Raw genomic sequence first — 26382 nt, 5'->3', positions numbered from 1 at the left:
TTATTGGAAATGATTTATCTTTTTTTACGGTTTTCCGTAATTACTATATTAATGTTATGTTAAAAAAATGATATTGATGATAAGTACTTATTTCTTATCCCAACCTACAACATGATTATTTTCTAGCTTGATTTTTAAAGCATACCGGTTATTTCCAGTTTTATGGTATTTCCAAGTTTCTTTTGTTTTAGTTTTTAAAACTTGTTCGCTTATATCTTTTGGAGTACCTAAAGCATCTAATAATTGCCTTTCGGTTTGACCGATCCAAAATTCTCCACGCATTAAACGCTCGACTAAATCAGGATCTTTATATTTTTTTAATAATCGTTCTCTTTTTTCTTTATCTAGATGATACGAGACGAAAACGATAATAATGATTAAGAGTATAAATAATGTAATGTATAGCCAAGTCATAATAGGTTGTTTTAATGATATTTGATTAATGACAAAAGTAGTTTGCTTATAAAGACCAGAGTATCGGGTATATTGATGATATATAATCCTTAAAAATGATGATAAGGGAAGGTAGAGAAGAAACTATTTTTTGAAAAAATATTGATGTATAAACAGAAAAAAAATAGATAAGAGAAGTTAAAATAGATTAAAAATTACAGTTATTTCTTACAATAGCTAAGGTTAAGAATTACTTTGATAAGTGTTTTTGTAGAAAAATCAAGGCATATTAATAAAATCAATGTGATTAAAAAATTAGGGTTTTTGCCATAAGTATTATGAGGCAATTTTTAGAGAATTTTCTACAGGGTTTTATAGCTTTATAAGTAACTAATATAAGGGCACACTAGCCTAACAAGCCTTTTAATATATTAGTTGTATGATTTTTTGATTCTAATGATTTGCTAAAAAAACAGTTACAAGATAAACTTGTGACTGTTTTTGTTTTAACTGCGACTTAAAGAATCCAAAAGTTTTAAAAGTGTAGGCATACGATAATCACCTTTCATATGTTGTATTTGTTACGATGCAATATCTAGGTCTATTCCTAAAGCAGTAATGTATAAAGCTTTTTTACTTTCGCCACGTAATACGGCACGTTTTAAAGTAGTAATAGCTGTAAAATTATTTTTGGCAACACCTATAACAGGATATTTTTGCTTAAACTCATGATAGAGATAGCCACCTAAACCTAATTTTGCTTGATCATCTAAAACTACATAGCCATCAATAACTAAGATATCACCGTCTTGTAAAACTACTTGTTTAAGGATACTCAAAATACAAGGGAGTTCACGTTTGTAAAATGCTCCGCTTTCATAATCATTAATTTCTGATATAGTTTCATGTAGCGAAATAACAGGGGTTTCATCTGTCCAATTCTTAAATCCAAGACAAACAGTTTTTGCAGTAGTTACTGTATAATAAGTATCAAATGCATAGATCATAATATATGCTGTTTTTTAATTGTTTTAGCTCGATTAATATAGGGGTTTTAAAATATTTATAAGAATTCACTTGTTTTTTATGTCTTTTATAGATGATAGACAGGTTCAAATTATTAAACAGAAAGGTTTTACTTTAGGTAGGCAACCAAAATGATCTTTTTTACGTCTTTATATATAAATGACTTGTATTTTTAAATAAAATCATCATGAGAAAAACGACATTTTGGAAAGAACTTATCAGTTTTATAATCTTATTAATAGCTGTATTATTATTGAGGGAATATGTAGTAAACTACTTACTAGAAAAGGATATAGACTCATATCAACACCATACTTTTGTAGGTATAGGAGCTAATCTTATTTTGATAGTACTTTCTTTATTTTATATCAAGAAAAATAGACTTCTAGAGATCGCTGGCTTAAAAGGAAAACGTGTTTATAGAATCAAATATTTAATTTTTCCATTAGTGTATTTAACACTTTTAAATGGCTTATTTCTTGATGAAATTGATACTAATAAGTTATATTCTAATATGATATTACTAATATTGTATGTGATTTCTATTGGTTTTGCAGAAGAATTGAGTATACGAGGTTTTATACAGTCATGGAGTATTAAGTTTTTTGGAACAACAAAAAAGAATGTAGTATTATCAATAATAGTATCTTCATTATTCTTTGGAATATTACATCTGTTTAAATTTGATAAAGGAATCTACGGAGAATTATCACAGGTCTTTTTTGCAACATTTATAGGAGTCATGTTTGGTGTGATATTAGTAATAACAAAAAGACTTTATCCTATCATAATCATACATGCAATTATTGATTTTGTAGCCAAGTTAGATTCGGCAGGAATACCTATAGAAAAAACAATAACAGATCCTATGTCTATAGCAAATAGTGTTATAGTAGTACTATTAGTATTACCGTGTTTAATCTATGGATTAATTTTAATTAAAAAACATAAGTTAATTCAATAATAAAGTTCTGCTAAGAAAAAATGATTAATGAACGGTTATAGTTTTATTATTGTTCGTAGATGGGTTGTGAGTATATAGGATGATCTATAGTACCACCCCATAATTCTTTATAAGCATTATTTTTTAATGGAGTTGCAGGAGGGAACGTCAAAAGCTTTTCAGAATATTTTAGCTCTACTGTAGAAACTAATATAGTACGTTTAGTACGACTTAATGATTGTCCGATGATAATACCTTGTCCCGCATTTGAAATTGTTTGGGTATGTTGATCTTCAAAAGCTGATTTAACCAATTTCATATAAGTATCAATATCTTGAAGTGATGAAGATGTATTCGAACTTGTATGATGTAAAAAAGGATTTAATACTGTAGAAGTATTTGATAAAGTGTGAAATTGGGAGTGTGCATATAAAGCAACAAAACAAAAAGCAAAAGAAAGTATCAGTTTTTTCATAAAATGTGTTTTATCATTATAGTATCAAAAACTATGCTAAAAATGGATTTAATTAAAATCAAGCTTCACCTATATAGACCCAATGATTATGCTGTTTTACAAATTTAGAATTTTCATGAATGACTTGTAGCTGACCGTTTTCAAAAAAGAAAGCTTTAAATTCAACAGTACCTTCTTTATCTTGTGATTGACCAGCAGTATGACCTAAAACTTCTAATTTAACCCATTGTACGGCTTTTGCCCAGCGAACGATTTCTTTTTTCTCATGTATAGGTCGTGTACTAGTATGGTGACTTTTCATTAGATAATTGCCATTAGCTTGTGTAAAAGCAGTATAACGAGATCGCATTAAATCCTCGGCAGTAATGGCTTTATGTATAGCTGTATGAATACGACCACAACAATCCGTATATGAATTATCACGTCCACAAGGGCAATTGGTATTAGACATTTTCTTGATCTTTTTGTTGTTGATGCATTTTTTGAACTAAAGCTTTAAGACGAGCAGCACGTTCTTCTTTCTCACGACGAATCTTATTCTTTTTACGTGCCATGAGTTTGGCATGTTTAGCTTTGTTTTGTGTGTTTTTTTGTTTCCCAGCTTTGGCCATTATAACAGAATTATGGCGCAAAAGTAGAATTTTTAAACAAAATAAGTAATGAATTTTGACAAAGAACATCAACAGAAGATTTATTAAAAATGCAACACTAATATTTTTTACAAGTTTTTATGTTGAGTTTTCTTAAGAAGTATAACTCTTTTTATTTCATGAATTAAAAAACGAACGAATCATAAAGTACAATATCATCTTCTTGGATGAAACTGTTATGTACTCTAGGTTTCGTAATCAATCAGTTTTAAAAACCTAAAAATTCAATCAATGATTACATTAAAAAAAAGTGTATGTCTTCTAGCATTTTGTATGTTAGGACTAATTATTAATGCCCAAAAAAGCGAGAAAATTTCTTTTGGAATTAAAGCAGGAATCAACCTTTCTAAATTTTCAGATGCAGAATATCGAGATAATGAATCTCCTAAATTTGGATTTCATATGGGAGGAATTATGGAAATACCTTTAAGTAAACGATTTGCGTTACAACCAGAATTGTTTTATACCGAAATAGGAAGTAAAAGTGATATCACGAATTATAATATTTTTGATTTTAATTTAGGATATGTAGATGAAATCAATCATAGATTTAACGAGCGTTTAGGATATATAAAATTACCTGTATTACTGAAGTTTTATCTCAATAATCGATTAAGTATAGATTTGGGACCAGAGCTTGGATATTTAGTTTGGGCTGATTATAAATATGAATCTAATGCAGGAGAATTGATGGCAAGTGGATCTGGTAATGGTAAAAGACAGTATGATGATTTTGATGTAAGTGCTAACATCGGAGCTACATACAATTTTAAAAATAATATGTTTATACAAGCTAGATTTGGTATGAGTACTTATGATATTTTTGATGATGATTTCTTTGACGTTATAGAAACAGGAAGAAAAAATATGGTATTACAATTTTCTACAGGATATAAATTTTAAAATGAATAATAAAGAGGAATTGCTTAGCAATTCCTCTTTTAGTTTATAAACTTCTAGTTCTTAAAAAAGATGTTGTTTACTTTTTATAAATTTTAAGTAGGAATGTAACATCAATATTTTTTACTAGTTTTTATGTTGAGTTTTCTTAAGAAGTATAACTCTTTTTATTTCATGAATTAAAAACGAACGAATCATAAAGTACAATATCACCTTCATAGATGAGACTGTTATGTACTCTAGGTTTCGTAATTAATCAATTTTAAAAACCTAAAAATTCAATCAATGATTACTTTAAAAAAATGTGTATGTCTTCTGGCATTTTGTATGCTGGGACTAATTGTTAATGCCCAAAAAAGCAAGAAAATTTCTTTTGGAGTTAAAGGAGGAATTAACTTTTCTAGATTTTCAGATTCAAAAAATTATGATAGTGAATCTCCCAAATTTGGATTTCATGTAGGAGGAGTTATGGAGATACCTCTAAGTAAACGATTCGCATTACAACCAGAATTGTTTTACACAGAAATAGGAAGTAAAAGAGAAGCAAGGAGAGGGCATTATAATAATGTAGAAAATGAAGTAAACTATAAGTTTACGGAGCGTTTAGGATATATAAAATTACCTGTATTACTGAAGTTTTATCTCAATAATCGATTAAGTATAGATTTAGGACCAGAACTAGGGTATTTGGTTTGGGCTGATCACGAAACTAAAATTTATGATGAAGGAATGACGGAAACATTTTCTTGGGATTCAAAAAGAGATTATGATGATTTTGATTTGAGTGTTAATATAGGAGCAACATATAATTTTAAAAACAATATGTTTGTACAAGCTAGATTTAGTACAAGTACTTATGATATCCGTAATAATACACGTATTCCTGAATTAGGACAAGGAAGAAGAAATGAAATACTACAATTTTCTATGGGATATAAGTTTTAAAATATTAAAAGAAGGGGATTGCTTAGCAATTCCCTTTTTTATAATCCTCTCCATTGTTTTAGGACACGTAAAATATCGCCTTTTACTTCTGATCGGATTTCTTTTTTGCGTTTTCCTTTTCCAAATTGATCATCATAATTTGTCTCTAGATGTCGTATATGAGCTTCTACTGCTAGATCTATCATTTTAGGATCAAAATCCTTTGCATTGGCAGTGCGTCCTACACGACCACTATATTTTTCGCATGCATGTAATGCGATTTCAAATTCTCTTTTTTCTGGACAATAAGGATAACGATAGCGAATAGCATGAGCAAAAAGAACTATATATTCTTTGTCCTTTTGTTCGCGTACAATGGCTGCTTTCTTATTTTTTTCGGCACGAATGGCTTGATCTTGTTCGCACTCAATTCGTGCTTTTTCTATAGCCTGATCTTCTACAAACTGCCCTTTGCGTTGAAAACGTTTTCTACGTGCATTCCATTCCCATAACACAGCACAAAGTGTTGAGTGTTTTTTTGAACGACGTGTCATTGCAGCATTTCCGGGTGCTAGTAAAGTATAGTTTGTAAAAGGAGAACAATAAAAACAAGTTCCTTTATGGTTTTCTGTTTCGGCTACATAAGGATGTCCTTTGGGTACAGAACGCCCACAAGTACAACATTTAAGTTTTTCTTTTTTTGTCAAAAAAATGTTTTGAGAAGTCGTAGCCACAGTATCCAATTTTGTAGAGCGAAAATAAATAAAAATCAATAAGAGCTTAAAAAAATAAAAGAAGAAATAGGGGTTAGTTGTAATGTGTTTAGCTAACTAATTGATTCATAATTTGTGCAGCTATAGTAGTATCTAATTGCTGTTGAGTATTCATAACAGTAGCAAAGCCTATTTTACAATAATGTGTATAAATATCTTTGGGCTTAAAAGGATGAAATGAATTAGATGCAACTTCTCCAGGATAGAGTAATAATGCTTTTTGAGCATTCCATAAACGAGTATAGCTATACATTTGCCTTAAATCTGCTATAGAAGCATTATGATGGATAGGAAGCTTCCATTTTGTATCAATAATATAAGTGGTTTGCCGAGCATTGTTGGTAATAACAATATCAGGACGTACTACTTTTGATTTCCAAAAAGCTTTAGAAGGTTGACGTTTAACACTATAATCAGGAATGTTAACCAAATGTTTTTTGAGTTGTAAGAAGATATATTCTTCCCATAACTGATTCATATCAAAAAGTAAAGAAATCATACGTTCTTTACCTCCCTTGATGTTTGGCGAATGGTTAAGAATGATCAATTTTGCAAGTTCAAAAGCATCTTGATAAGGTGCTGTTTTACGATTAAATGTAAATGTATCGAACAGTTTTTCATTAAGTGTTGATTCTAATGTAATAATAGGAAAAGCAATAGCAATACGATGTGTCAAGGCATGTAATCGAGTACCATGAGTATATTGTTTAACAATAGTAAGTGCTTTATAAAGAACTTGATGCAATAAGTGTTCATTGTCATATACTTGATGTGTAGTATAAAACCGTTCTTGGTGTATTAGATTGTGTTGTAGATGTTTTGCAAATTGTAACTTACCTTTTAATACTTTAGTATTTTGTGTATGTAAATGATATTTTTTGATTAATCCTAAACGAAGTAGTTTTTCTATATTTTTAAGAAAGAGTTCAAAGTAAAGCTCTAATAGATTAAGATTTTGCTGACTTACTTGAGCAAAACCATGACTATAAGTTTTAATTTTATTACAAGCTTTAAGCATAGGAATTAGCATATGTTGCCATCTAGAATGATCACCATGACGATCAGCTTTTGGACAGATTTCGACCAAAAGATCATCTACTTGAATGACTCCAACATATTGATTAAACTTGAGTCCGTTATGTAAGACTTCAAAATATTTACCACCATGAAGCGTATTGAGTTTAACAAAAGCTTTCCAGTGAGCGTGAGTAAAGCCACTTTCGTTAATCAATAATTTATCGTGCTCATATTTTTGTATAATCGCCATTTAGTCTAATAACCAATTGATAGCTTGAATAATCATTTCTGAGTGAATGGGTTGAAGGGTATATGCTGTTTTATCAAAATCTTCCTTGCCTTCATAATCAAAAGAAAAATGAGGTTGTAAAGTGACTTTTTGTACAAAACCTTTTCCTAAAACAAGACCTATTTTTCCGTAGTCATTATAAAAATATTCTTGTAATAGAGGAATAATATTGTTTTTAAAAGTAGCCGCCAATGCTTCGGTGGTCTCAATATGCATAAGATAAGAATGACCTAACATATGATCGCGATCCAATAATACCGCTATACGTTTATTCATGATATCTAATACATCAGCCAAAGTTTTATCTTGCTGAAACCTAAGCGTAGAAGTTTGTGCTATAGGTGCTAATTCTGGCATCATTTCTATAAAAGCAAAACGTCTGCGCAAAGCTGTATCCAATGCTTCAATAGAACGATCGGCAGTATTCATAGTACCTATGATATATAAGTTTTTGGGTACTGTAAAAGCTTCTTTTGAATAAGGTAAGGTAATGGATAATGCATCCTTATGACCAAAACGTTTATCGGCTTCTATGGCAGTAATGAGTTCTCCAAAGATTTGAGAAACATTTCCACGATTGATTTCGTCTATAATCAATACATAAGATTGATCTGTATTTTCATGAGCTAATGTAGCAATACGCTTAAAAACTCCTTGAGCTATAATATAAGAGAGTTGCTTGGTTTCTTGATGTAATACGGGCTTGATTCCTTCTATAAAATCCTCATAACTCATACTTTGATGAAATGTAGTAAAAGTAATTTGCTCTTGAGTAGTATAAGTATCAAAACGTTGTTTTATAAGATGTTCTTCCTCATGTTTTAAATCACTTTCATCTTTTTCTTCAATAATACTTAAAGCCTTATAGATGGTATGATAAGTTTTACCAGTACCTGGAGGACCATATAGTATTTGATTGAGCGGAGAAGTATATGTAGAAGTAGTTTCTTCTAGCTGTTCTGGCTCTAAATTTTGAGTATATGGTGTAAGCGTTTCTTCTTTTTCTAAAGTCGTGTATAAAATATCCTGTGCCAGAAGCGTATGTGTAGGATCTTGATAAGCATCTACCGGAAGTACTTGTTCTACTAAAGCTAATAGTGCTTCATCCTTAATAATATAATGTTTTATAAAAACATCGATTAATTGTAGATAATGCACGTATTTTTCCCCTTTAGGCTTGGGCGTAATACCTGCACGATCACATAACTCTTTATAAAAAGAATTCTTATAAAGTGTATATTTTTCGGGATTATAAAATACAAGAAAAGTAGCTATAGTACGTTCATCGTGATGATGTGTGTATTTTTCTTCAAGTTGACCATAGAGTTTTGCAATATCATTACCAAAACTATTGATACGTTCTGTAAGCGGATAGGATTCGTCAAACAGAAACTGAAAATGTTGCTTATAAGCTTCAGGTTGTTCTTTAAGGATATGATCTATAACCTGTTTTGCTCCATGATAGATAAAACTTTTGTATTTAATAGTACCCAATTCTTCGGCAAAATCATAGGTAGTAAGATCAGGTTTGTTTTTATACTGTTGTATAAGATTCCATTTATCTAATTCACTTCCCAAACCGTATATACTAATACGTTTTTTGTATTGTTGGATTAGATCCAAAAATATAAAATCTAATTGCTCTGATATAATATGTGTATCAGTTTCAATTGGCATGGGGAATGATTTTGATGGTTCGAGCAACAAAAATACTATTATTCTATACCAAAGTAAAGTCTAAACCATAACTTTTACTTTGTGGCGTACCTCAAGATGAATAGCAAACTGGAGTATTAAAGACTTTTTAAATAACGTTCATTAAAAGTTTCTTTATAAGCCCTACCTATAGGAAGACAAATTTGATTGTCTAGATGAATTTGATTTCCAGAAACTTTGTTAATATAATGTACATTAACAATATAAGATTTGTGAATTTGGCAAAAATCAGAATCACTTAATTTTCCTAACCAATATTTTAAGGAATACGAAGCCAAATGCTTTTTTGATAAAGTATAAATCTCAGTATAATCAGATTCTGATTTGATATAACAAACCTGAGATAAATCAATCTTAATATGATCGTATCCTGATTTGATAAAAATAACCTCAGGAGATGATTTAGGAGTAATAGTAGTAGTAGTAGATTCTTCTTTTGGTAAAATCATAGCTGTAGTAGCTTTAGAAACAGCTTTTACAAAACGTTGAAAAGAAAATGGTTTTAAAAGATAGTCTATGATATCTAATTCATAACCTTGTAAAGCGTAATCTGAAAATGCTGTAGTAAGAATAACCTTAGGTTGATAAGGAATTACAGATAAAAAATCTATACCAGAAATTTTAGGCAAATGTACATCTAGAAAAATAATATCTACTTTTTCTGATTTAAGAAAACTCAACGCAGATAAAGCATCGGCAAACGTACTTTTGAGTTCAAGGGTTCCCATATCGCTGATGTATTTTTGTAAAATACGTTGTGCAGGTGGTTGATCTTCTATTATAATACAGCTATGCATGTGATATAGGATTTAGTTGTAATTGTAAATGAACTTCGTATAAAGAAGGTGTTTTATTAAGGGTCAATTGATGTGTATCAGGATATAACAAATGTAAACGTTTTTTTACATTTATGAGGCCAATACCTTTACTAAGGTCGTCTGTATTAGTAGCAGATTGATAACTGTTTTTACATACAAATTGGAGTAAACCATCTTTAGAAACTGATAAGTTAATTTTTATAGAAATGGTATCAGATTGACTGGCAGTGCTATGTTTAAAAGCATTTTCTATAAATACAATAAGAATTAACGGTGCAATTGTAAACTGAGAAGTGTCACATTCAAAATCAAAATCAATAACACCGCGGTCTTCTATTTGTAAAGAGTTTAACTCAATAAAACTTTTAAGATGAGCAAATTCTTTGGATAAAGGAACATTATCTTCTTGACATTCATAAAGCATATATCGTAATACTGCAGATAACTCTAGGATTATAGAAGGTGTTTTTGGCGAGTTAGCAATGGCATAAGAATATAAATTATTGAGATTATTAAAAAGAAAATGAGGATTAACCTGAGACTTTAAAAACTGTAATTCACTTTCTTTTGCAATATTCTTTAAAGTATTTAATTCATGTTGTTTATGATGAGCATCCCATGCAAATTTGCACCCTACATAGATAAATAAGATAGGAATAATATTAAATAAGGCATAAAAGCATCCAGAATAATCCTTACCTCTGCTATCGGGATAAAAAATACGCTCTAAGATAAACTCTTCTACTATTATTAAAAGTATAATGGTAATAAAAGTGAAGCTATAAAAAGTAAAATATCTTTTCTTATAAAAGTAAAGAGGTAATAAATGGTAATTGATAAATAATGCTGCTAAGGTATACGAAAGAAAAAAAATAGAACTTGTAAGGTGTATACTATAAGTCTTTCGATCTAGACAAGTAGCCAAACAAAGCAATACAGTGAGTATTACTTGAAAAAGTAATTCTTTAATAGTGATGTTTGACGAAAACTTATTTTTTATCATAAAGTAAAATTACAGTATTAGATTATTGCAATGAGGATAAAAGTTGTCATCGACAGTTTTTCTTGGGTGAACAACAAAACTTAGTGGAGAAAACTTTATTTACTGTTGACCAGATTAATTGTGATGTTTACAGATTGTTTTTTTCGTTTTTTAGTAAAAGAAGCACTTTTGACCTGCAACTAAAAAAAGCAGCATAATAATGAAAAGTCTATACAAAGGATGTTTTATACTCTTCTTAATTTTATGGAGTACAATAGGAAGTACCGTTCAAGGACAATCTAAAATCGAAATTACAGGAAAAGTAGTCGATCAACAAAGTAAGAATCCGATTGAGTTTGCTACGGTTTTTATTGCAGATAAAGAAAGTGGTGAAGCAATTACAGGAACAACTACTATACAAGACGGAAGCTTTAGTATGTTTACCAAAAAACAAAACTTTTATGTTGAGGTAAGTTTTATAGGTTTCCAGAAAAAAAGAATTGAAAAGTATACTGTAGCGGGAGAAAAAATAGATTTAGGAACAATAGCACTACAACCAGATTTAGAAAGCCTTGATGAAATCACAATTAGAGCAGAGAAATCACAAACAGAATTTAAACTAGATAAAAGAGTTTTTAATGTAGGAAAAGATTTAAGTACAGCAGGAGCAAGTGCTCTTGAAGTATTAAATAATGTACCATCTGTAGATGTAAGTATAGAAGGAGCAGTGAGTTTAAGAGGAAATGCAGGAGTACAGATTTTAATTAATGGAAAACCATCTGTAATGACTAGTGGTACAAGTAATACCTTAGGTACCATTACTGCCGAAGCTATTGAAAAAGTAGAAGTAATCACTAATCCATCGGCAAAATATGATGCAGAAGGAACTTCAGGAATTATCAATATTGTTTTAAAGAAAAATAAGAAAAGAGGTTTAAATGGTTCTGTAACCTTAAATGGAGGTATACCAGACAATCATAGTATTGGGTTGAGTTTAAATAAACGAACAGAAAAATTTAATTTATTTAGTCAGTTTGGAGTAGGAATAAGAGAAATGCCTCAAGATTTTAGACGATCAATTACTAATAATATTGATGCTACAACGATCAATAGAGTAGGAGATAGCGAAAAAAGAGAGCAGTTTTATAATGTGGTTTTAGGAGCAGATTATCATATTAATGATCTTAATGTAATAACACTTTCTGGTCATTATGCCTATGAAATAGAAGACGAAACTTCTGACGCTACTTTTAATACTACAGAAGCTACGGGAAATTTAGTAAGCAGCTTGTTGAGAAATGAAGATACAGAAGCAACAAATCCAAAATGGCAATATGAATTGCAATACAAAAAAGACTTTGAAGATCATGAAGATCACAGTTTCTTAATAAGTGCTATAGGATCTTATTTTGGAAAAGATCAAGAATCAATATTTGAAGATTCAAGAATAAGTGGAAATGTTACAGAAGCATTACAACGTGTAGGAACTGATTTTGAAGAACTAGAGAATACATTTCAAGCAGATTATGTACATCCTTTTGGCGAAAAGCATATTATAGAAACAGGAGCAAAATATGAACTGAGTGATATTTCTAATGATTACGCAATAGAAAATTTTACTGGTAGTGCATTTGAAGTAGATCCGAATTTAAGTAATATATTCTCTTTTAATCAAAAGGTATTAGGTGGATATATGACTTATGGATATGAAGGAGATAAATTTGGTATCAAGGGAGGGCTAAGAGTAGAACACACAGATTTAACTACAGAATTAGAAAATACAAGCGAGACTAATGATCAAGATTATGTGAATTGGTTTCCTAGCGCACATACTTCTTATAAATTCACAGAAAATTTTTCATTGCAAATGGGATATTCTAGACGAATTTTTAGACCTAGATTATGGCACTTAAACCCTTTTCAATCGATACGTGATAACTTTAATAGATCTGAAGGGAACCCTAATTTACAACCAGAATTTACAGATGCTTTTGAACTTACTTCATTACATAAGATTGGTAAAGCTTCAGTAAACTGGGGAGTGTATCACCGTAGAACAAAAGATGTGATTGAGCGTGTAGTACGATTTGAAAATGATTTATACATCAATGCACCTCAAAATATTGGAAAAAATAACAGTACAGGAGTAGAACTAAACGCTAAGTATCAACCACTATCATGGATGACATTAACTACAGATCTTAATTGGTTTTATTTTGACCGTATAGGAAGCTATCAAGGTACAAGTTTTGATTTTAGTAGTGATCAATGGACTGCTAGAGCAACTTCAAAAATTAAATTGCCGTGGAATTTTGATACACAAATTAGTATGAGGTATCGATCAGAGCAAGAAACTGTGCAATCGGTAATAGCAGATAACTTTTTTATGGATTTAGGAGTTAAAAAGAAAATATTAAAAGGGCGTGGAGTATTGAATCTGAGTATACGAGACGTATTTGCATCAAGAAGATTTTCAAGTGTTAACGATCAACTAGATTTTAACATTACAAACTATCAAAAAAGCGGAAGATTTGTAGTACTAGGATTTAGTTATGGTTTTGGTAAAGGAGAGGCAATGGAATTTTCTGGACACAAAAGATTTTAATATGAAAATTATAAACTTTTATCTCATTTGTATATAATTGCTTGAAGTGTTATTCTGAGTATCAAAAACAAAAACATCATAAATATAACCCCCATTAGATACTCAGGAGCACTTCATCTTATAACATTAAATGGGTATGTATAATAAAAGCTTAAAATAGAACTGAAGAATGAAAAAAAGTACACGTAATTTATTTAGAAACTGGCATAGAGATGTTGGATATTTTTATGTGGGATTGATTATTGCATTTTCTATATCTGGAATAGCATTAAATCATCGTACAAGTTTTGATCCACAGGAATACACAGTAAAAACAGAAGCTATTCAATTGCCCGTATTGGAAGGAAAAGAGTTGAATGATGATTTTTTTAGAGAAGCTTCAAAACAATTTACAGAGGAGACCTATAGAGGTTTTAGAAAAAGAGGAAATAGTATCAGATTATATTATAAGGATGCTTTTGCAAGTGTAGATCCTAAAACAGGTAAAGGAGAAATAGAATTTGTAAGAACAATTCCGGTACTAGGACAGATGACAATTTTACATAAAACAACCAATGTATGGTGGATATGGTTCTCAGATATTTTTGGAGTAGCAATGCTAGTTATAGCAATATCGGGAATGTTTATTTCTAAAGGAAAATACAGCTTTAAACAACGAGGATGGTGGTTAGCCACTATCGGACTTGTTTTTCCGTTTATCTTTTTGTTTTTGATTCGATAAAACTATGAGATAAGATTAATTTGTTAATCATACAAAAATACCTCGTATATATTACGAGGTATTTTTGTATGATTAAATTTGTAACAGATAACGCAATTAAGCGTATCATATAGTGTGATATAAAATAGATCACAATAAGCGATGAAAGCATATTTCGTTTTACAATTTAAAATACTTAATAGAAAATTAATTGCATTTGGATTACCGCTATTAATAGGGTATCCGTTACTATTAGTAGTGTTTATAGGTGTTTCTGTCTATATATTCTCTAGAACACCATATGCTGTGTATATATATACAGCATTAGCGTTAATATCTGTTTTAAAATTAAGTGCGCAGGATAGAAATGATTTTTTAAATACTATTTTTAATAAAAAACAATATCGAATAATAAGAGAGATAGAGAACTTTGGTTTAGTATTCCCATTTGTTTGTTTTTTAACGTATAAGCAGGAGTTTCTAATGTTACTACCTATTAGTGTAGGAGCAATAATAATAAGTTTTATAAAGTTTAATACAGGATTTTATTTAACGATTCCGACACCTTTTGGGAAAAGACCATTTGAGTTTACTAGAGGATTTAGAAAAGGCTATTTGGTTTTTCCGTTGGCGTATTTTTTAACTTTTATGGCGATTACTGTAGATAACTTTAACCTAGGTGTTTTTGCGATAGGGTTAATCACAGTTGTAACATTAACGTTTTACAGTAGACCAGAAGATGAATATTATGTATGGTCTTTTAGGCTGTCGGCTAAAGCATTTTTAATGCAAAAGATAAAAACAGGAATACGCTATTTAACGGGATTAAACCTACCTATTTTAATAGCATTGAGTATCTTTTTTTATGACCAAATGATAGTGATAATACTCTTTAATCTATTATGCTATGTATATTTGATCACAATAATTGTTGCAAAATATGCAGATTATCCTAAAGAGATGAATTTACCTCATATGGTGTTAATCATTATGAGTGTGTTATTTCCTCCCATTTTAGCAGGAATCATTCCGTGGTTTTATGCAAAAGCCATTAAAAAACTCAATATATATATACAATGATTTATATTAAAGAACTTTCCAAAAACTATGGTAAAAAACAAGTTTTAAAAGATATAAACGTTTCTTTTGAAAAAGGTAAGGTTTACGGAATTGTAGGACAAAATGGAGCAGGAAAAACGACCTTGTTTAGATGTATTGCAGATTTAGAATCTTTTAAAGGAAGTATTACGTCAAATTTTGATATACTTAAGAATCATTTAGGATTGTTATGGACAAATCCATATTTAATGGATAAAATAACAGGAAAGGAATATATTCAATTATTAGCTAATGCTAGACAAGTAAAATTAGATAATATTGAAGACAAAAATATTTTTGATTTGCCATTAGATCAATACGCTTCAAGTTATTCTACAGGAATGAAGAAAAAATTAGCATTGACTGCAATTTTAATCCAGAAAAATGATTGTTTTATTCTTGATGAACCCTTTAATGGAGTAGATATTCAAGGTAATATAATGATCATTGAATTGATAAATAAATTAAAAGAGCTAGGAAAAACAATTTTAATTTCTTCACATATTTTTTCTACACTAGCAACTACATGTGACGAAATTCATTTATTAAAAGAAGGCACATTTGTCAAGAGTGTTTTAAAAGATGATTTTGATCAATTAGAAACAGCAATGAAAACTTTTTCTATAGGAGATAAAATAGATAAGATGGAGATAGTTTAAAGAAAAAATAATTTTAATGTACTAAATATCGTACTTTTTTAAGGGGTTTTAACCCCTTTTTTTAATGTTTTTAAACGGTGTAATGTGTTGTTTAGTAGGTTTTTAATTATTTTTATAGTAATCTAAAAAACTCTTTAAACCGTCTTTATTATATACCTGTTGCAAAATCTTTCTTTATTGATATAACAATAGGTAAAAGGCAAAAAAATAATTATTATGCCTGATCAAAAAGAAATCAAAATTACAGCTTGGCCTAAGCAAAAGGCTACACTTGAACATTATTTTCAATTAGATAAACCATGTCCAGTTTCAATTCACTTTGATGATAAACCAGCTAATCTAAATATTAATAATTCAAAAGAGCGTCCTTTTCATGTCAATATGGATATGAATTTAAAAGCTAAAGAAGATATTCCTGTTTGTATAAAAATTTGCGAGCCTATCTGTGCTGTAAGTGATTATTCTGTGGGAATTGAATTTTTGGGACAATCAATAGCAAACATCAGACTCAAAGGAAAAACTAAAATAGCACATTGTAAAGATGATGATCCAGTGCCACGTATGTGTACTAATTTTATAGGTCAAAACCCCAAAGGAGCAAAAGAACCAGTAACTATAGATAAAATTCAATTTACATATTTAGGAGATCAAACTCATATAGATTATACCACTATGGGAGCACCTATAAATCAATTAAAAATGAGTATCCCTAATGAAGGGCTTCGTTTGGATTTTCCTACTGCAGTAAAAAATGTAGAATTAACTATAGTAAATTTCGGAAATCCAGTAATTCAAATCAATGGATTTTTAAATTCAATGATGGTAGTAAGTCAATCCGAAATGATTAATAATACGACGACATCGATTAAAATTGAAGACAAAATCTTTTCGGCCATAGAAATAAAAGGAGGTTCTAATGAAGCAGCTTTAGTAGATGTATGTTATGAAAGAGCTCCTATAAATCCAGTACCCTAATAATAAAATTCACTTAGCACAAATCATAGATGGAAAATACAACAGAATCTTCAGAAAAATTTGACGATAGAACAAATACACCTAAATCAAGATTAAAAGATTTATCACCTAAAAAAGTTGTTGGCGAGGCTCAACGAATTGTAGGTTTAGCTACTAATATTCTCGAAGAAGAAATTGCGGCTGGTATTATAGCAGCCAAAGAGATAGAAAAAAAGGTGATAGATGTTGACAAGGTAAGAGACAAAGACAAAGACCATATTTTTACTCGTTTTAGGAGTGATGCACATGAGATTGTTGATATATTGATGGATGTAGTTAGCGTAGCTTCTACCCAGATAGAAACATTATCTAATAAAGTAGTAAATATCATTCCAGATACTTCAAATGATAAAGATGAAGTAGCTTATCAAGTGCCTGTCCTTAAAGCAGAGAAGCCACTAGATCCAGGTAGTGAAACAGCAATAAAAATGCAACTTCAAAATGATCATAAAGAGAATGTAATGAAAGTAGCACTTTCTGATACAGATTTGGTTGCACCTTCTGGAGGTAAGATACTCGCTAGAAATATTACTGTGAGTCCTAAAACGGTAACACTTAAACCGGGAGAGAAAAAAGCAGTTACGATTAAAATAAAAGTTCCTCAAAACACAAAATCAGGGAAGTATTCGGGATTATTACAAGATAAAACCATAGAAAATTTACAAGCACTGGTTTCTGTAGAAGTTAATTAATAATACAGGTGAAAACAGCATCATTAAAATCTGCATTGCTAGAATATAGAGATCTAGCAATACAAGGAATCCATCATTATACTCCTAAGTGCGAGCCTAAAAAATACCTTTATGATCTCGTTTTGGATTATCCCAATAGAGGCGGAAAAGGATTTAGACCAGGGCTTTGTATAGCAGCCTGTAAAGCTTGGGGAGGTACAGAAGAAATGGTGATTAACTCGGCAACTTCATTAGAGCTTTTTCACAATGCTTTTTTGGTTCATGATGATATAGAAGATGGAAGTGAATTTAGGCGCAATAAACCTACCATGCATGAATACAATAATATAGGTATTGCAATTAATGTAGGGGATGCTATGAATGTATTGAGTATCAAACCACTTATGATGAATATGGAAGTACTAGGGCCAGAACTAACCTGGCAAGTATTTTCAGAAATAGAGCATATGGTTAGACAATCTGTAGAAGGACAAGCTATGGAATTGGGATGGCGTAAAGAAAATTGTTGTACGCTTACAGACGATGATTATATGCGAATGATCTTAAAAAAAACATGTTGGTATACTACGATACATCCCATAAGAATAGGAGCAATTATAGGTAGTCAAGGAGAAGTGAATCCAGATAGATTTAATCGATTTGGATACTTTATGGGAACAGCTTTCCAGATACAAGATGACATATTAAACTTGGTAGGTGATGAAAAAGCTTATGGAAAAGAAATTGGAGGAGATATTCTAGAAGGTAAGCGAACATTAATGCTAATACATCTTTTAAATAATTGCTCAGCTCAAGAGCGAAAAAGATTAGAAGAATACCTAGAAAACTGTAGAGCAGAAGAAAGTTTAGAAACAGCACATTGGGTAATGGAAAGAATGGAACATTACGGGAGTATAGAATACACACGTAATGTAGCAAAGAATATGGCAGGAGCAGCTTTAAAAGAGTTTTACTCAGCATTTAGAGAAGTTCCTGCATCAAAAGACAAAAGCATACTAGAGTCTATTATAATGTATATGGTAAACAGAGATTATTAAAAAGTTATGATAAAAATATCACCTATACCTAATTATGATTGTGAAGTGTTAATAATTGGAGCAGGACCAGGAGGTAGCGCTTTGGCAGGAAGATTAGCTCAAAATGGAATCTGCACGATATTGATAGAATCCCAGGAATTTCCTAGAGATAAGGTTTGTGGAGATTTTGTAGGACCAGTTGCGATAGCAGAATTACAAAAATTAGGTATAGCAGGATTAGAAGATTTTCCTAAGGCAAATAGAATTAATGAAGCATCTGTTTTTCTTGATGGAGAAGAAATTATAAATCAAGCAATTCCGAGATTAGAAGGAATTCCATATTATGGAAGAGTAATTCCAAGAATAACTTTGGATCATTGGATTTTTGAGTATGCACAGAAAAAAGGTGCGATAACCAAAGAAAAAACAAGGTTAAAGAACTATACAGTTTATCCAGACAAAGTAGTTGCAGAGATTTCTCAAAATGGAAAAAGTAAAACGATTATTGCCAAGATGATTATAGGAGCAGATGGTAGTAGTTCTACAGTAGCTAGAATTTTTCATGGACAAAAACCGTCAGATTTTGATCGTATTTTGGCAGTAAGAGCATATTACGAAGGTATAGAAGGACCTCAAGATAGATGTGATCTTTTTTTTACAGAAGAGAGTTTTCCTGGGTATTATTGGTTGTTTCCAACAGGAAACGGAAATGCAAATATAGGTGTAGGTATGGTGCTAAAGACACTACCACAAAACGATACCCATTTAAAAGAGTTATTAACTGCGTTAATTCAAAAAGACAAAAGCCTTTCTGCTCGAGTTGGAAATGGACAAATTAAAGGGAAAATTCAAGGATGGCCTTTGGCAACGTATAATGCAAAAAAGAAGATTATAGGAAACCGTTTGTTATTATTAGGAGATGCTGCAGGATTGATTAACTCTCTTAATGGAGAAGGAATTCAATATGCATTACTTAGTGCAAGATGGGCAGCAGATACAATTATATCGAGTGTACAAAACGATGATTTTTCTACAGTATCATTAACATCATATAAGAAGAAAATAGAAGAAGAATTAGCCTATGATCTCACTTTAAGCAATATGATAATTCAATGTATTCGTAATCGGAAATTAAATCCTTTTTGGATGGAATTATTGAGTATCATGGTAAGTAGAGCTCGTATTGATAAATCTTATGCAGAAATAGCTGGAGGAATTCTGGCCGGAATGCAACCTGCAAATAAGGCAGTACACCCAGCATTTATTACAAAAACACTAGTACAAGGTGCTATGCATTTTGGCGTAAAAGGAGCTAAAGAAGTATTAAAAGGACCAGAACACTGGATGAGTACAGGTAAATCAACAGTAGCACATGTTAAAGAGATTATTAAAGAAGCAAAAGAAAACCCTAAAGAATATAAAGAATGGTTACAGGGATTGACGACTAACGGAATTAAAATTTCTGACCATATCTGGAAAGATATTAAAAAACAATATATAAATACCAAGTAAGAAAATGGCAGAAAATATAAAAACTATAAAGAATTTAACTGAGCTTCAAAAAATGATGCCTCGGTTATTAGAAAAGTATGGAGAAGAACAACATTTGGTGAAAGCTGCAATGGCAAACCCAATATTGGCATTAGAACATATAGGGATAAAATTAACACCTAAAGTTGCAGAAGAAGTGGAGAGCCGAGCACGTTTTGGAACCGAAACAGGAGATAAGATTCAAAAAATACAAACAAAGGTTAATAAATTGACAGGTAGAGATTTCGATTTAGAATCGAATACGGTAATTACCAATTTTCTTAAAAAGGAATTAAAAGAAGAACTTATAATAGATAACAAAATAATCCCTTTTTCAGAATTGAAGAAAAGTATAATAGAAAGACCTAAAACAATAGCTTTTTTTAACAAGAAAGGGTCAGTAATAGATCCATTACAACGATTTGAAAAAAGCCATAAACTAATTCCTATGCTTTTAGAGTACCGTGCTTTACAAGCAAGAATACCAGCATTAGCTTCTATTAAAGTATTTAATGAAATATTAAAAAATTCAACTGATACAAAAGGAATAAAGTTTTCTAATGTGAAGTTTAGATTACAAGATAGAAATAAAAGAAAAATCGCATAATCACGGCGTATCCTAGTAATAATTATACCAAATAAAAAATAAAAACTGAATAGTACTGCAATAGTAGAACTTTTAGAAAAAGATCTTTTCATTCCTACCATATAAATCATACTTCTGAACTATATGATGTAGCGGATTTGTTTCTTGAACAAAATAAATAATTTTTTAGCATTCAAGAAGACTCCCCATACCTATACCCCCGCTTAAATAGATAATATTAAAATTAACGACATGCCAAATACACAAGGATTTGAGATCGTATCAGAAGTCACTGTTGATGTATTAAGACAGTTACTTAGGGCAGCTTGGAAATCTGGAGATGATGATAGTGGAGAAGGGGTTATTCCAGAAAAAATTGAAATACCACCAGGACTCGCTTTTGGACCATATCAGGTAAAAGAAGGTACAGTACAAATTCCCAAAGAAGAATTGGGATTAGAAATGGAAACTAGCATAAATGGTGTTGAAATAAAATTAGGAACCATTGTTCAAGTAGAAATAGATAATCCGCCTATACCATCTGCAACATTATTTGATCTTACAGCAGATGTAGTTATTAAAACACCAGTTACAACGCTAGATGGAGATATTAATGTAGGAGTTAAATTGGATAATCTTCCTGCAGATGCTATAGCAGTAACAATAACAAGTGGAGATCCCATAGGACCTATTACAGAAGCTATGGTAGAAGAGTATATTCATGAAAAGTTGAGACATGATCCGCTCTTTCCTAAAATTTATGATGATATTCCATTGGGTTTTGGAACAGTTACAGGTACAGGACGATTAGAACTTTATGATGATGAAAGTAATCCATCAAAAACAGCTACAGTTAGCTACCCAGAACCTAATAAAGTAAAAGTAGCTATACCGTGTTTTATGAGTTTTTATGACATTCAAGGAACGTTTTCTGGTGTACCAGTACCTTCACCAATTGAGATACTTGGAGTCATAGAAATGATCGCACCGTTTAAAATTGAAAATGATATAGTAGAAGCCAAATTAAGTGAGGCAAATGTGGAGTTAACAGCTATAACACCAGCACCAGGACAAGGAGGAGCTAATTATACATTAACGAACAATGTAAGTGGTGGACTTGTAGAAACTAGTATAGTTTCTGGATTTAATAGTATAGCGGTAACAGAACTTCAAAAAATAGGAGATGTATCAGAAATGGTTCCTTCTATAACGACTATAGAAACATTTATTGAAGAAGAAATTCGTAAAGAATTAGCAACTAGAAAGCAGATTTTGATATGGGAACCAGCACCACCAGATGGAGTAGATGTGACCATAGAAGATGTAACTATTAAGGCACTTAATGAAGGTTTGGCAATAGCTATGAATAAATCTGATAGTGCTAATGCAGATGCATTAAGTTTTTTTGTTCCTAATGATAGAGATTTCGCAACAGCTATATCTAGGAATAAAGTATTAGAAGAAATAGATAAAGCTGTACATGAGGAATTTGGTGATCTCCCAACAACTCTAGATGATAAAGTTGAAGGCAAAACAGTGAAGTTGAATGATTTGAATATTAGTTTAAAAAATGGAGCTATAAATATAAAAGGAAATGTAACTGTTGTAGATGCTATTTTGGGTAGTATAGATGTAGATGCAGATTTTGATGCAGATTCTGGATTACAATGGATTGATGGACCCGAAGGAGGACAAATTATAGAACCTTTTGTTATAGGAGAACCAGATGTTGATTTATCTTTATTAGCATGGATACTTTCATTTTTAATTGGCTTTATTACTTTTGGTATCGTAGGAATCATTATTGTAGCTGTGGTAATGACCTTAGCAGAAAATCTAGCTGAAAGTATAGGATCTTCGATTATTAAAGATGATGTAAATGATCAGCTAACAGGTATTGGAGCTTGGCCACAGACATTAACAGCTATAGGAGAAGTTACTGCAAGATTTGAAAACCCTATAGTTATCGATACTCAAGGGATTATGTTTTCTGGAAATATGTTGATAACAAGTATGCATTCTTTGACAACAGAGGATTTTGCAAATGCAAACGGACCATATCTAGCAGTAGGGAATCAAGCCTTAATGTTTAATGGTGGGATAGAAAATGCTACATCTCAATTGTTCTGGGATTTTGATGATGGTAATTCATCTATCTTAAGAAGTCCAAGTCATATCTATGGGAAAAGTGGATTATATATTGCTAAATTCCGTATAGCGGTTGAAGAAGAAGGTGGAGTTACTACACGTAATTTTACTAAGGTTAGTATAAAAAATGTGATTCCGCAAGTTATTATGCCTTCTAATATTACGGCCAAAGAAGGAGAGGAGATACCCTTACAGATAAGTTTTACAGATAATAACTGGCTAGATACTCATACGGCAACTATTTATTGGGGAGATAACACTGCTCCAGAAGATTTGGTTGTGACAGAAACTAATAATCCGCCACAGGCACAAGGACAATTATTTGCCTGTCATGCATATTGTGATAACGGACAATATCAAGTACGAGTTATAGTGAGAGATGATGCAGGAGGAATAGGTATAGGAGAAATGACTATTACTGTAGAAAATGTAGCTCCTGTAGTTTATCTCGAAGATAAAATGTATACTTTACAAGGACAATGTATACATCTAGAAGGATATTTTGAAGATCAGGGATGGTGCGATACACATACAGGAGAATGGGACTTAGGAGATTGTACTATTCGTAATGCTTTTATAGAAGAAACAAATACTTCTCCTAAAGCAAAAGGGACTGCAAAAGTAGCGCATGCATATGAGCATTGTGGAACATATCAAACAGCACTTACCATAACGGATGATGATGGAGGAATGGGTCAAGACCAGATGCTAATAAAGGTAAATCATTTAAAGAATAATTTTTTTGAAGATGGTTTCTATACTGTTGAAGCTAGAGATCAACAACTATTGACTATAGCAAATCATTGGATTCCTTTTGCGGCTTTAGTAGAAAGCATACCAGATAAACCTAATCAAGGATCAGTAAATTTAGAATACCAATACGAAATAGGTGTAGTTTCAGAAGGACAACGCTCTCAAAAGATAGCAATGCAAGGAGCTATACAAGTTGGTATTATGCAACACATAGAAGTTAATAAAGGATGGGATTATGAGTTTACTGCTAATTTTCATGTAGCAATACGTAGTGAAGCTGTAAGTAGAATAGGTATAGATCCATTAGGAGGTACAGATCCCGATGCATCTTCTATAATTTGGAGAGAAGCAAAACCAAAGTTACAATGGGATAATATTACGGTAAGAACTACAGCTAGAGCTGAAAAGATTACAGTTTTTTTAGGAGGATTACAGCGTTCTTCAGTAAAACATACTATTTATTGGGACGAAGCTCATTTATATCAGATTCAGCCGCATTGTGTAGCAACTAAGTGTGAAGAAACCTGTATTGATTTCGCAGACATGCGTCCAAGAATAGAGATAACAACAGCATTTCAATATAAAAATTTATTATTTACTCCAATTCAAGATAAGTTGTTTACGACTCAGTTAGGAGCACCACAAGGCCAAACTAAGTTGGGATTTGCCCCTACAGGAATGCATATTCGTTTTCCTGAAGTAGTAGATAAAGTAACCATAACGATTACGAATCATGCAGGAAGGCTTATAAAACTGGAAGCTTTATATGAAGAAGAGGTATTGGCAGTGAAAGATGAGTTAATTTATAATGAAACAAAAACGATTACTTGGGAAGTTACCAATATGAACGGACTAAAGATAAGTGGTGGAGATTATGAAGCTGCATTAGTATCCATATGTTTGTGTTTATCTTTAAAGGGGATAAAAAATGCAAACATAAAAGATATGAATAATCAACATCATACTACATTAAGTAGTGATAACGTAAAAAGAAGGATTAAACTAATATAATGTTATTGAACAATGGGTATTAGACCACGTACTCCCATATCTACTACTGTATCACCTTCTAGAGGTTCATAAGTTCCGTTTTGATTAGGATCTTCCCATTCAAAGCTCTTATTAATAGAAATGGAGCATGTAATAACGATATCACTGGTTTCGTTTCCACGTATTACTAGTGGAGTATTGAATGTTCCTGTAACAAGACAAGAGCCAGCAGGAATAGGAGAGTTCTCAAAAATAGGATTAGGTACAGTAGTAGCTCCAGGAGGAGCTTGTCCTTCTGATACTTGAACATGAGGCGGGTGAGTTTCAAATCCCCAGTAACCTTGCAACTTATTACCGTTGACGATTACAGATTCGTTTTTGATTTTATAAGAATTGATGTAAGTATTAGCACCTATAAAAGAAGCTATAGTACCTTTTAAGTCGGTGTTTTGTGCTCTAAAATCGATAGTGTAATTCTGATAAGAAAGCGATATTCTTAAATATTTATAGGTATCAGGAGTTATTTGATTAAGTGGTATTTCAAAAAACGTATCTCCATTACCGCCATATAAAGCTTGATCAAAATCAATAGCAGTTCCTCCTCCTTGAGTAGTGGTAGGACTTTCGTACAATTGAGTACCATTATAAGCAGGAATATCATTTGCTCTGGATAACTCTATAAAATGAACTCCCATAGTATTAAATGTTGGAGTTTGAGCAGCATGACCATCAGGTATAGTTTGAGGTTCTCCAAAATTACCCAATCGTTCCTGAGTAGGATCAAATTTAAATTTTAAGATCAATTTAGGAGCATTGGTAGGTTCTTCAGTTTGATTATCACTTTTACAAGAACTATAACATAATAGAATACCGAGACAGAAGAAAATAACTTTATTAGGAAACATGATCGTATGGTTTAGTTAAGTATAAAAGAATTGTACTACAATTGAGTAGTACTAAAATAAGTTGATAGTTATATAGTTATAACGAAAATTAAGCGTTGATGTTGTAAAGTATTAAGGTTCTAGTCAATGCTCATTCTTTGAGGATTATTATTTCTTCTTTTGAAAAACAAAGGAAATAAGTCTCGGAATTTCTTTTTTTGATTTATGATCAAACCATTCTTTAATTTCTAATAAAATGAATCCGTTATTTTCGGCATTTTCTATATAATCAGAAATATGATGCGTAAAAACTTGTAATTCTTCAATTCCATTTTCGGTTTCATATCGTGCTTTACTTCCTGAATATTGTTTAAAAGGATGCAATTCACTTATAAAAAAGATACCCTCATCTGTGAGTTTTTGATTTGCTTGATGGAATATATGATTTAAATCATCGATATGTTCAAGAGTTAAACTTGAGGTTATTAAATCGACATATTGATTTTTGATTTCCCAATCTTTGGTAAGATCAGCCTTTATAAATTTAACTTTTGGGTTTAATATTTTCTTTTTAGCAATTTCTAACATTTCTACAGAAAAATCTAATCCAATAATGCGCTTAGCTTTAGGTATTAACCATTCGGTATTTTTACCAGTTCCGCACCCTAATTCTAGTACATTTTTAAAATTATATTTAGATAAAGTTTCAATAGTTGAGGTTTTATCTAAATCTCGTGTTTTATTCTCATTAGTATCGTACTGTCCAGCCCAAGAATTATATGCTTTATCTATACTCATTTT

The 26382-nt window shown here is 31.2% G+C and carries 25 protein-coding genes; 13 read left to right on the top strand and 12 right to left on the bottom strand.

The features are described from left to right. Positions 1-87: 87 nt before the first annotated feature. Together ACYEKI_RS15295 and ACYEKI_RS15290 are read right to left on the bottom strand one after the other, a co-directional pair. On the bottom strand, positions 88-414 hold the full coding sequence (locus ACYEKI_RS15295; RefSeq protein WP_459212072.1) for a DUF1700 domain-containing protein: 327 nt from the start codon (positions 412-414) through the stop codon (positions 88-90). A gap of 560 nt (positions 415-974) precedes the next feature. Beyond that, positions 975-1400: an endonuclease V gene (locus ACYEKI_RS15290; RefSeq protein WP_459212071.1), complete on the bottom strand. Its 426-nt coding sequence runs from the start codon at positions 1398-1400 to the stop codon at positions 975-977. 206 nt (positions 1401-1606) lie between these two features. Here ACYEKI_RS15290 and ACYEKI_RS15285 point away from each other — a divergent pair, with 206 nt between their 5' ends. Then, positions 1607-2383, top strand: a complete 777-nt coding sequence (locus tag ACYEKI_RS15285; protein WP_459212070.1) for a CPBP family intramembrane glutamic endopeptidase — start codon at positions 1607-1609, stop codon at positions 2381-2383. A gap of 46 nt (positions 2384-2429) precedes the next feature. On the opposite strand, the gene ACYEKI_RS15280 is transcribed toward ACYEKI_RS15285, so the two are convergent. Genes ACYEKI_RS15280 through ACYEKI_RS15270 form a run of 3 tightly spaced genes read right to left on the bottom strand, consistent with a single transcriptional unit; the run spans position 2430 to position 3469 of the window. Beyond that, complete coding sequence (locus tag ACYEKI_RS15280; RefSeq protein ID WP_459212069.1) at positions 2430-2837, bottom strand: hypothetical protein; 408 nt, start codon at positions 2835-2837, stop codon at positions 2430-2432. 58 nt (positions 2838-2895) lie between these two features. After that, on the bottom strand, positions 2896-3288 hold the full coding sequence (locus ACYEKI_RS15275) for a YchJ family protein (protein WP_459212068.1): 393 nt from the start codon (positions 3286-3288) through the stop codon (positions 2896-2898). Beyond that, entirely contained in the window at positions 3281-3469 is a 189-nt protein-coding gene (locus ACYEKI_RS15270; protein ID WP_459212067.1) for a hypothetical protein, read from the bottom strand. The genes ACYEKI_RS15275 and ACYEKI_RS15270 overlap by 8 nt, the downstream gene beginning before the upstream one ends. A 249-nt stretch (positions 3470-3718) precedes the next feature. Between ACYEKI_RS15270 and ACYEKI_RS15265 the strand changes: the two genes are divergently transcribed. Both ACYEKI_RS15265 and ACYEKI_RS15260 read left to right on the top strand, forming a co-directional pair. Beyond that, positions 3719-4390, top strand: coding sequence for a porin family protein (locus tag ACYEKI_RS15265; RefSeq protein ID WP_459212066.1), 672 nt, complete (start codon positions 3719-3721; stop codon positions 4388-4390). 282 nt (positions 4391-4672) lie between these two features. Further along, positions 4673-5332 carry a porin family protein gene (locus ACYEKI_RS15260; protein WP_459212065.1) on the top strand — a complete coding sequence of 220 codons (660 nt, stop codon included), beginning with the start codon at positions 4673-4675 and terminating at the stop codon, positions 5330-5332. A 38-nt stretch (positions 5333-5370) separates the two neighbouring features. Here ACYEKI_RS15260 and ACYEKI_RS15255 read toward each other — a convergent pair whose 3' ends face one another. The 5 genes from ACYEKI_RS15255 to ACYEKI_RS15235 form a co-directional block, all read right to left on the bottom strand. Then, positions 5371-6045: a DUF2293 domain-containing protein gene (locus ACYEKI_RS15255; RefSeq protein WP_459212064.1), complete on the bottom strand. Its 675-nt coding sequence runs from the start codon at positions 6043-6045 to the stop codon at positions 5371-5373. Positions 6046-6133: 88 nt separating this feature from the next. Beyond that, on the bottom strand, positions 6134-7351 hold the full coding sequence (locus ACYEKI_RS15250; protein WP_459212063.1) for an McrC family protein: 1218 nt from the start codon (positions 7349-7351) through the stop codon (positions 6134-6136). Further along, positions 7352-9067, bottom strand: a complete 1716-nt coding sequence (locus tag ACYEKI_RS15245) for an McrB family protein (protein WP_459212062.1) — start codon at positions 9065-9067, stop codon at positions 7352-7354. Positions 9068-9183: 116 nt separating this feature from the next. Next, positions 9184-9903 carry a LytR/AlgR family response regulator transcription factor gene (locus ACYEKI_RS15240; RefSeq protein WP_459212061.1) on the bottom strand — a complete coding sequence of 240 codons (720 nt, stop codon included), beginning with the start codon at positions 9901-9903 and terminating at the stop codon, positions 9184-9186. After that, entirely contained in the window at positions 9896-10927 is a 1032-nt protein-coding gene (locus tag ACYEKI_RS15235; RefSeq protein ID WP_459212060.1) for a sensor histidine kinase, read from the bottom strand. Before ACYEKI_RS15235 ends, ACYEKI_RS15240 begins: the two co-directional genes overlap by 8 nt. A gap of 199 nt (positions 10928-11126) precedes the next feature. On the opposite strand from ACYEKI_RS15235, the gene ACYEKI_RS15230 reads away from it, so the two are divergent. The 10 genes from ACYEKI_RS15230 to ACYEKI_RS15185 all read left to right on the top strand — a co-directional run bounded on the left by ACYEKI_RS15230 (position 11127) and on the right by ACYEKI_RS15185 (position 24718). After that, entirely contained in the window at positions 11127-13511 is a 2385-nt protein-coding gene (locus ACYEKI_RS15230) for a TonB-dependent receptor (protein WP_459212059.1), read from the top strand. Positions 13512-13680: 169 nt separating this feature from the next. Continuing rightward, complete coding sequence (locus ACYEKI_RS15225; RefSeq protein WP_459212058.1) at positions 13681-14232, top strand: PepSY-associated TM helix domain-containing protein; 552 nt, start codon at positions 13681-13683, stop codon at positions 14230-14232. A gap of 141 nt (positions 14233-14373) precedes the next feature. Then, positions 14374-15291, top strand: a complete 918-nt coding sequence (locus ACYEKI_RS15220) for an ABC transporter permease (protein WP_459212057.1) — start codon at positions 14374-14376, stop codon at positions 15289-15291. After that, a complete protein-coding gene (locus tag ACYEKI_RS15215; protein WP_459212056.1) occupies positions 15288-15968 on the top strand; it encodes an ABC transporter ATP-binding protein in 681 nt (226 codons plus the stop codon). Before ACYEKI_RS15220 ends, ACYEKI_RS15215 begins: the two co-directional genes overlap by 4 nt. Positions 15969-16184: 216 nt before the next feature. Then, positions 16185-16943, top strand: a complete 759-nt coding sequence (locus ACYEKI_RS15210; protein WP_459212055.1) for a hypothetical protein — start codon at positions 16185-16187, stop codon at positions 16941-16943. Between the two features lie 29 nt (positions 16944-16972). Beyond that, the gene (locus tag ACYEKI_RS15205) at positions 16973-17674 is read left to right on the top strand and encodes a COG1470 family protein (protein WP_459212054.1); all 702 of its coding nucleotides are present in this window, start codon (positions 16973-16975) and stop codon (positions 17672-17674) included. An 8-nt stretch (positions 17675-17682) separates the two neighbouring features. Then, a complete protein-coding gene (locus ACYEKI_RS15200) occupies positions 17683-18711 on the top strand; it encodes a polyprenyl synthetase family protein (RefSeq protein WP_459212053.1) in 1029 nt (342 codons plus the stop codon). A 6-nt stretch (positions 18712-18717) separates the two neighbouring features. Next, positions 18718-20202, top strand: a complete 1485-nt coding sequence (locus tag ACYEKI_RS15195; protein ID WP_459212052.1) for a geranylgeranyl reductase family protein — start codon at positions 18718-18720, stop codon at positions 20200-20202. A 4-nt stretch (positions 20203-20206) separates the two neighbouring features. Further along, positions 20207-20827 carry a hypothetical protein gene (locus ACYEKI_RS15190; RefSeq protein WP_459212051.1) on the top strand — a complete coding sequence of 207 codons (621 nt, stop codon included), beginning with the start codon at positions 20207-20209 and terminating at the stop codon, positions 20825-20827. Between the two features lie 231 nt (positions 20828-21058). Then, positions 21059-24718 carry a PKD domain-containing protein gene (locus ACYEKI_RS15185; RefSeq protein WP_459212050.1) on the top strand — a complete coding sequence of 1220 codons (3660 nt, stop codon included), beginning with the start codon at positions 21059-21061 and terminating at the stop codon, positions 24716-24718. Positions 24719-24720: 2 nt separating this feature from the next. Here the strand turns inward: ACYEKI_RS15185 and ACYEKI_RS15180 are convergent, their stop codons facing one another. Together ACYEKI_RS15180 and ACYEKI_RS15175 are read right to left on the bottom strand one after the other, a co-directional pair. Further along, positions 24721-25602: a hypothetical protein gene (locus ACYEKI_RS15180; protein WP_459212049.1), complete on the bottom strand. Its 882-nt coding sequence runs from the start codon at positions 25600-25602 to the stop codon at positions 24721-24723. A 147-nt stretch (positions 25603-25749) separates the two neighbouring features. Next, entirely contained in the window at positions 25750-26379 is a 630-nt protein-coding gene (locus ACYEKI_RS15175) for a class I SAM-dependent DNA methyltransferase (RefSeq protein WP_459212048.1), read from the bottom strand. Positions 26380-26382 lie beyond the last annotated feature (3 nt).

The organism is Aquimarina rhabdastrellae, from assembly GCA_947387485.1.
Classification (GTDB): Bacteria; Bacteroidota; Bacteroidia; order Flavobacteriales; family Flavobacteriaceae; genus Aquimarina.
Note: the sequence above shows the minus strand (reverse complement) of the source record. Positions and strands in the feature narration are given on the sequence as shown.

Bases quoted from the DNA above. Each gene is read 5' to 3' on its own strand.
- ACYEKI_RS15260 (WP_459212065.1), top strand. From the start codon at position 4,673: ATGATTACTTTAAAAAAATGTGTATGTCTTCTGGCATTTTGTATGCTG.
- ACYEKI_RS15210 (WP_459212055.1), top strand. From the start codon at position 16,185: ATGCCTGATCAAAAAGAAATCAAAATTACAGCTTGGCCTAAGCAAAAG.
- ACYEKI_RS15225 (WP_459212058.1), top strand. From the start codon at position 13,681: ATGAAAAAAAGTACACGTAATTTATTTAGAAACTGGCATAGAGATGTT.
- ACYEKI_RS15295 (WP_459212072.1), bottom strand. From the start codon at position 414: ATGACTTGGCTATACATTACATTATTTATACTCTTAATCATTATTATC.
- ACYEKI_RS15180 (WP_459212049.1), bottom strand. From the start codon at position 25,602: ATGTTTCCTAATAAAGTTATTTTCTTCTGTCTCGGTATTCTATTATGT.
- ACYEKI_RS15280 (WP_459212069.1), bottom strand. From the start codon at position 2,837: ATGAAAAAACTGATACTTTCTTTTGCTTTTTGTTTTGTTGCTTTATAT.
- ACYEKI_RS15250 (WP_459212063.1), bottom strand. From the start codon at position 7,351: ATGGCGATTATACAAAAATATGAGCACGATAAATTATTGATTAACGAA.
- ACYEKI_RS15175 (WP_459212048.1), bottom strand. From the start codon at position 26,379: ATGAGTATAGATAAAGCATATAATTCTTGGGCTGGACAGTACGATACT.
- ACYEKI_RS15195 (WP_459212052.1), top strand. From the start codon at position 18,718: ATGATAAAAATATCACCTATACCTAATTATGATTGTGAAGTGTTAATA.
- ACYEKI_RS15240 (WP_459212061.1), bottom strand. From the start codon at position 9,903: ATGCATAGCTGTATTATAATAGAAGATCAACCACCTGCACAACGTATT.
- ACYEKI_RS15205 (WP_459212054.1), top strand. From the start codon at position 16,973: ATGGAAAATACAACAGAATCTTCAGAAAAATTTGACGATAGAACAAAT.
- ACYEKI_RS15235 (WP_459212060.1), bottom strand. From the start codon at position 10,927: ATGATAAAAAATAAGTTTTCGTCAAACATCACTATTAAAGAATTACTT.
- ACYEKI_RS15275 (WP_459212068.1), bottom strand. From the start codon at position 3,288: ATGTCTAATACCAATTGCCCTTGTGGACGTGATAATTCATATACGGAT.
- ACYEKI_RS15185 (WP_459212050.1), top strand. From the start codon at position 21,059: ATGCCAAATACACAAGGATTTGAGATCGTATCAGAAGTCACTGTTGAT.
- ACYEKI_RS15290 (WP_459212071.1), bottom strand. From the start codon at position 1,400: ATGATCTATGCATTTGATACTTATTATACAGTAACTACTGCAAAAACT.
- ACYEKI_RS15230 (WP_459212059.1), top strand. From the start codon at position 11,127: ATGAAAAGTCTATACAAAGGATGTTTTATACTCTTCTTAATTTTATGG.
- ACYEKI_RS15245 (WP_459212062.1), bottom strand. From the start codon at position 9,067: ATGCCAATTGAAACTGATACACATATTATATCAGAGCAATTAGATTTT.
- ACYEKI_RS15215 (WP_459212056.1), top strand. From the start codon at position 15,288: ATGATTTATATTAAAGAACTTTCCAAAAACTATGGTAAAAAACAAGTT.
- ACYEKI_RS15285 (WP_459212070.1), top strand. From the start codon at position 1,607: ATGAGAAAAACGACATTTTGGAAAGAACTTATCAGTTTTATAATCTTA.
- ACYEKI_RS15265 (WP_459212066.1), top strand. From the start codon at position 3,719: ATGATTACATTAAAAAAAAGTGTATGTCTTCTAGCATTTTGTATGTTA.
- ACYEKI_RS15190 (WP_459212051.1), top strand. From the start codon at position 20,207: ATGGCAGAAAATATAAAAACTATAAAGAATTTAACTGAGCTTCAAAAA.
- ACYEKI_RS15220 (WP_459212057.1), top strand. From the start codon at position 14,374: ATGAAAGCATATTTCGTTTTACAATTTAAAATACTTAATAGAAAATTA.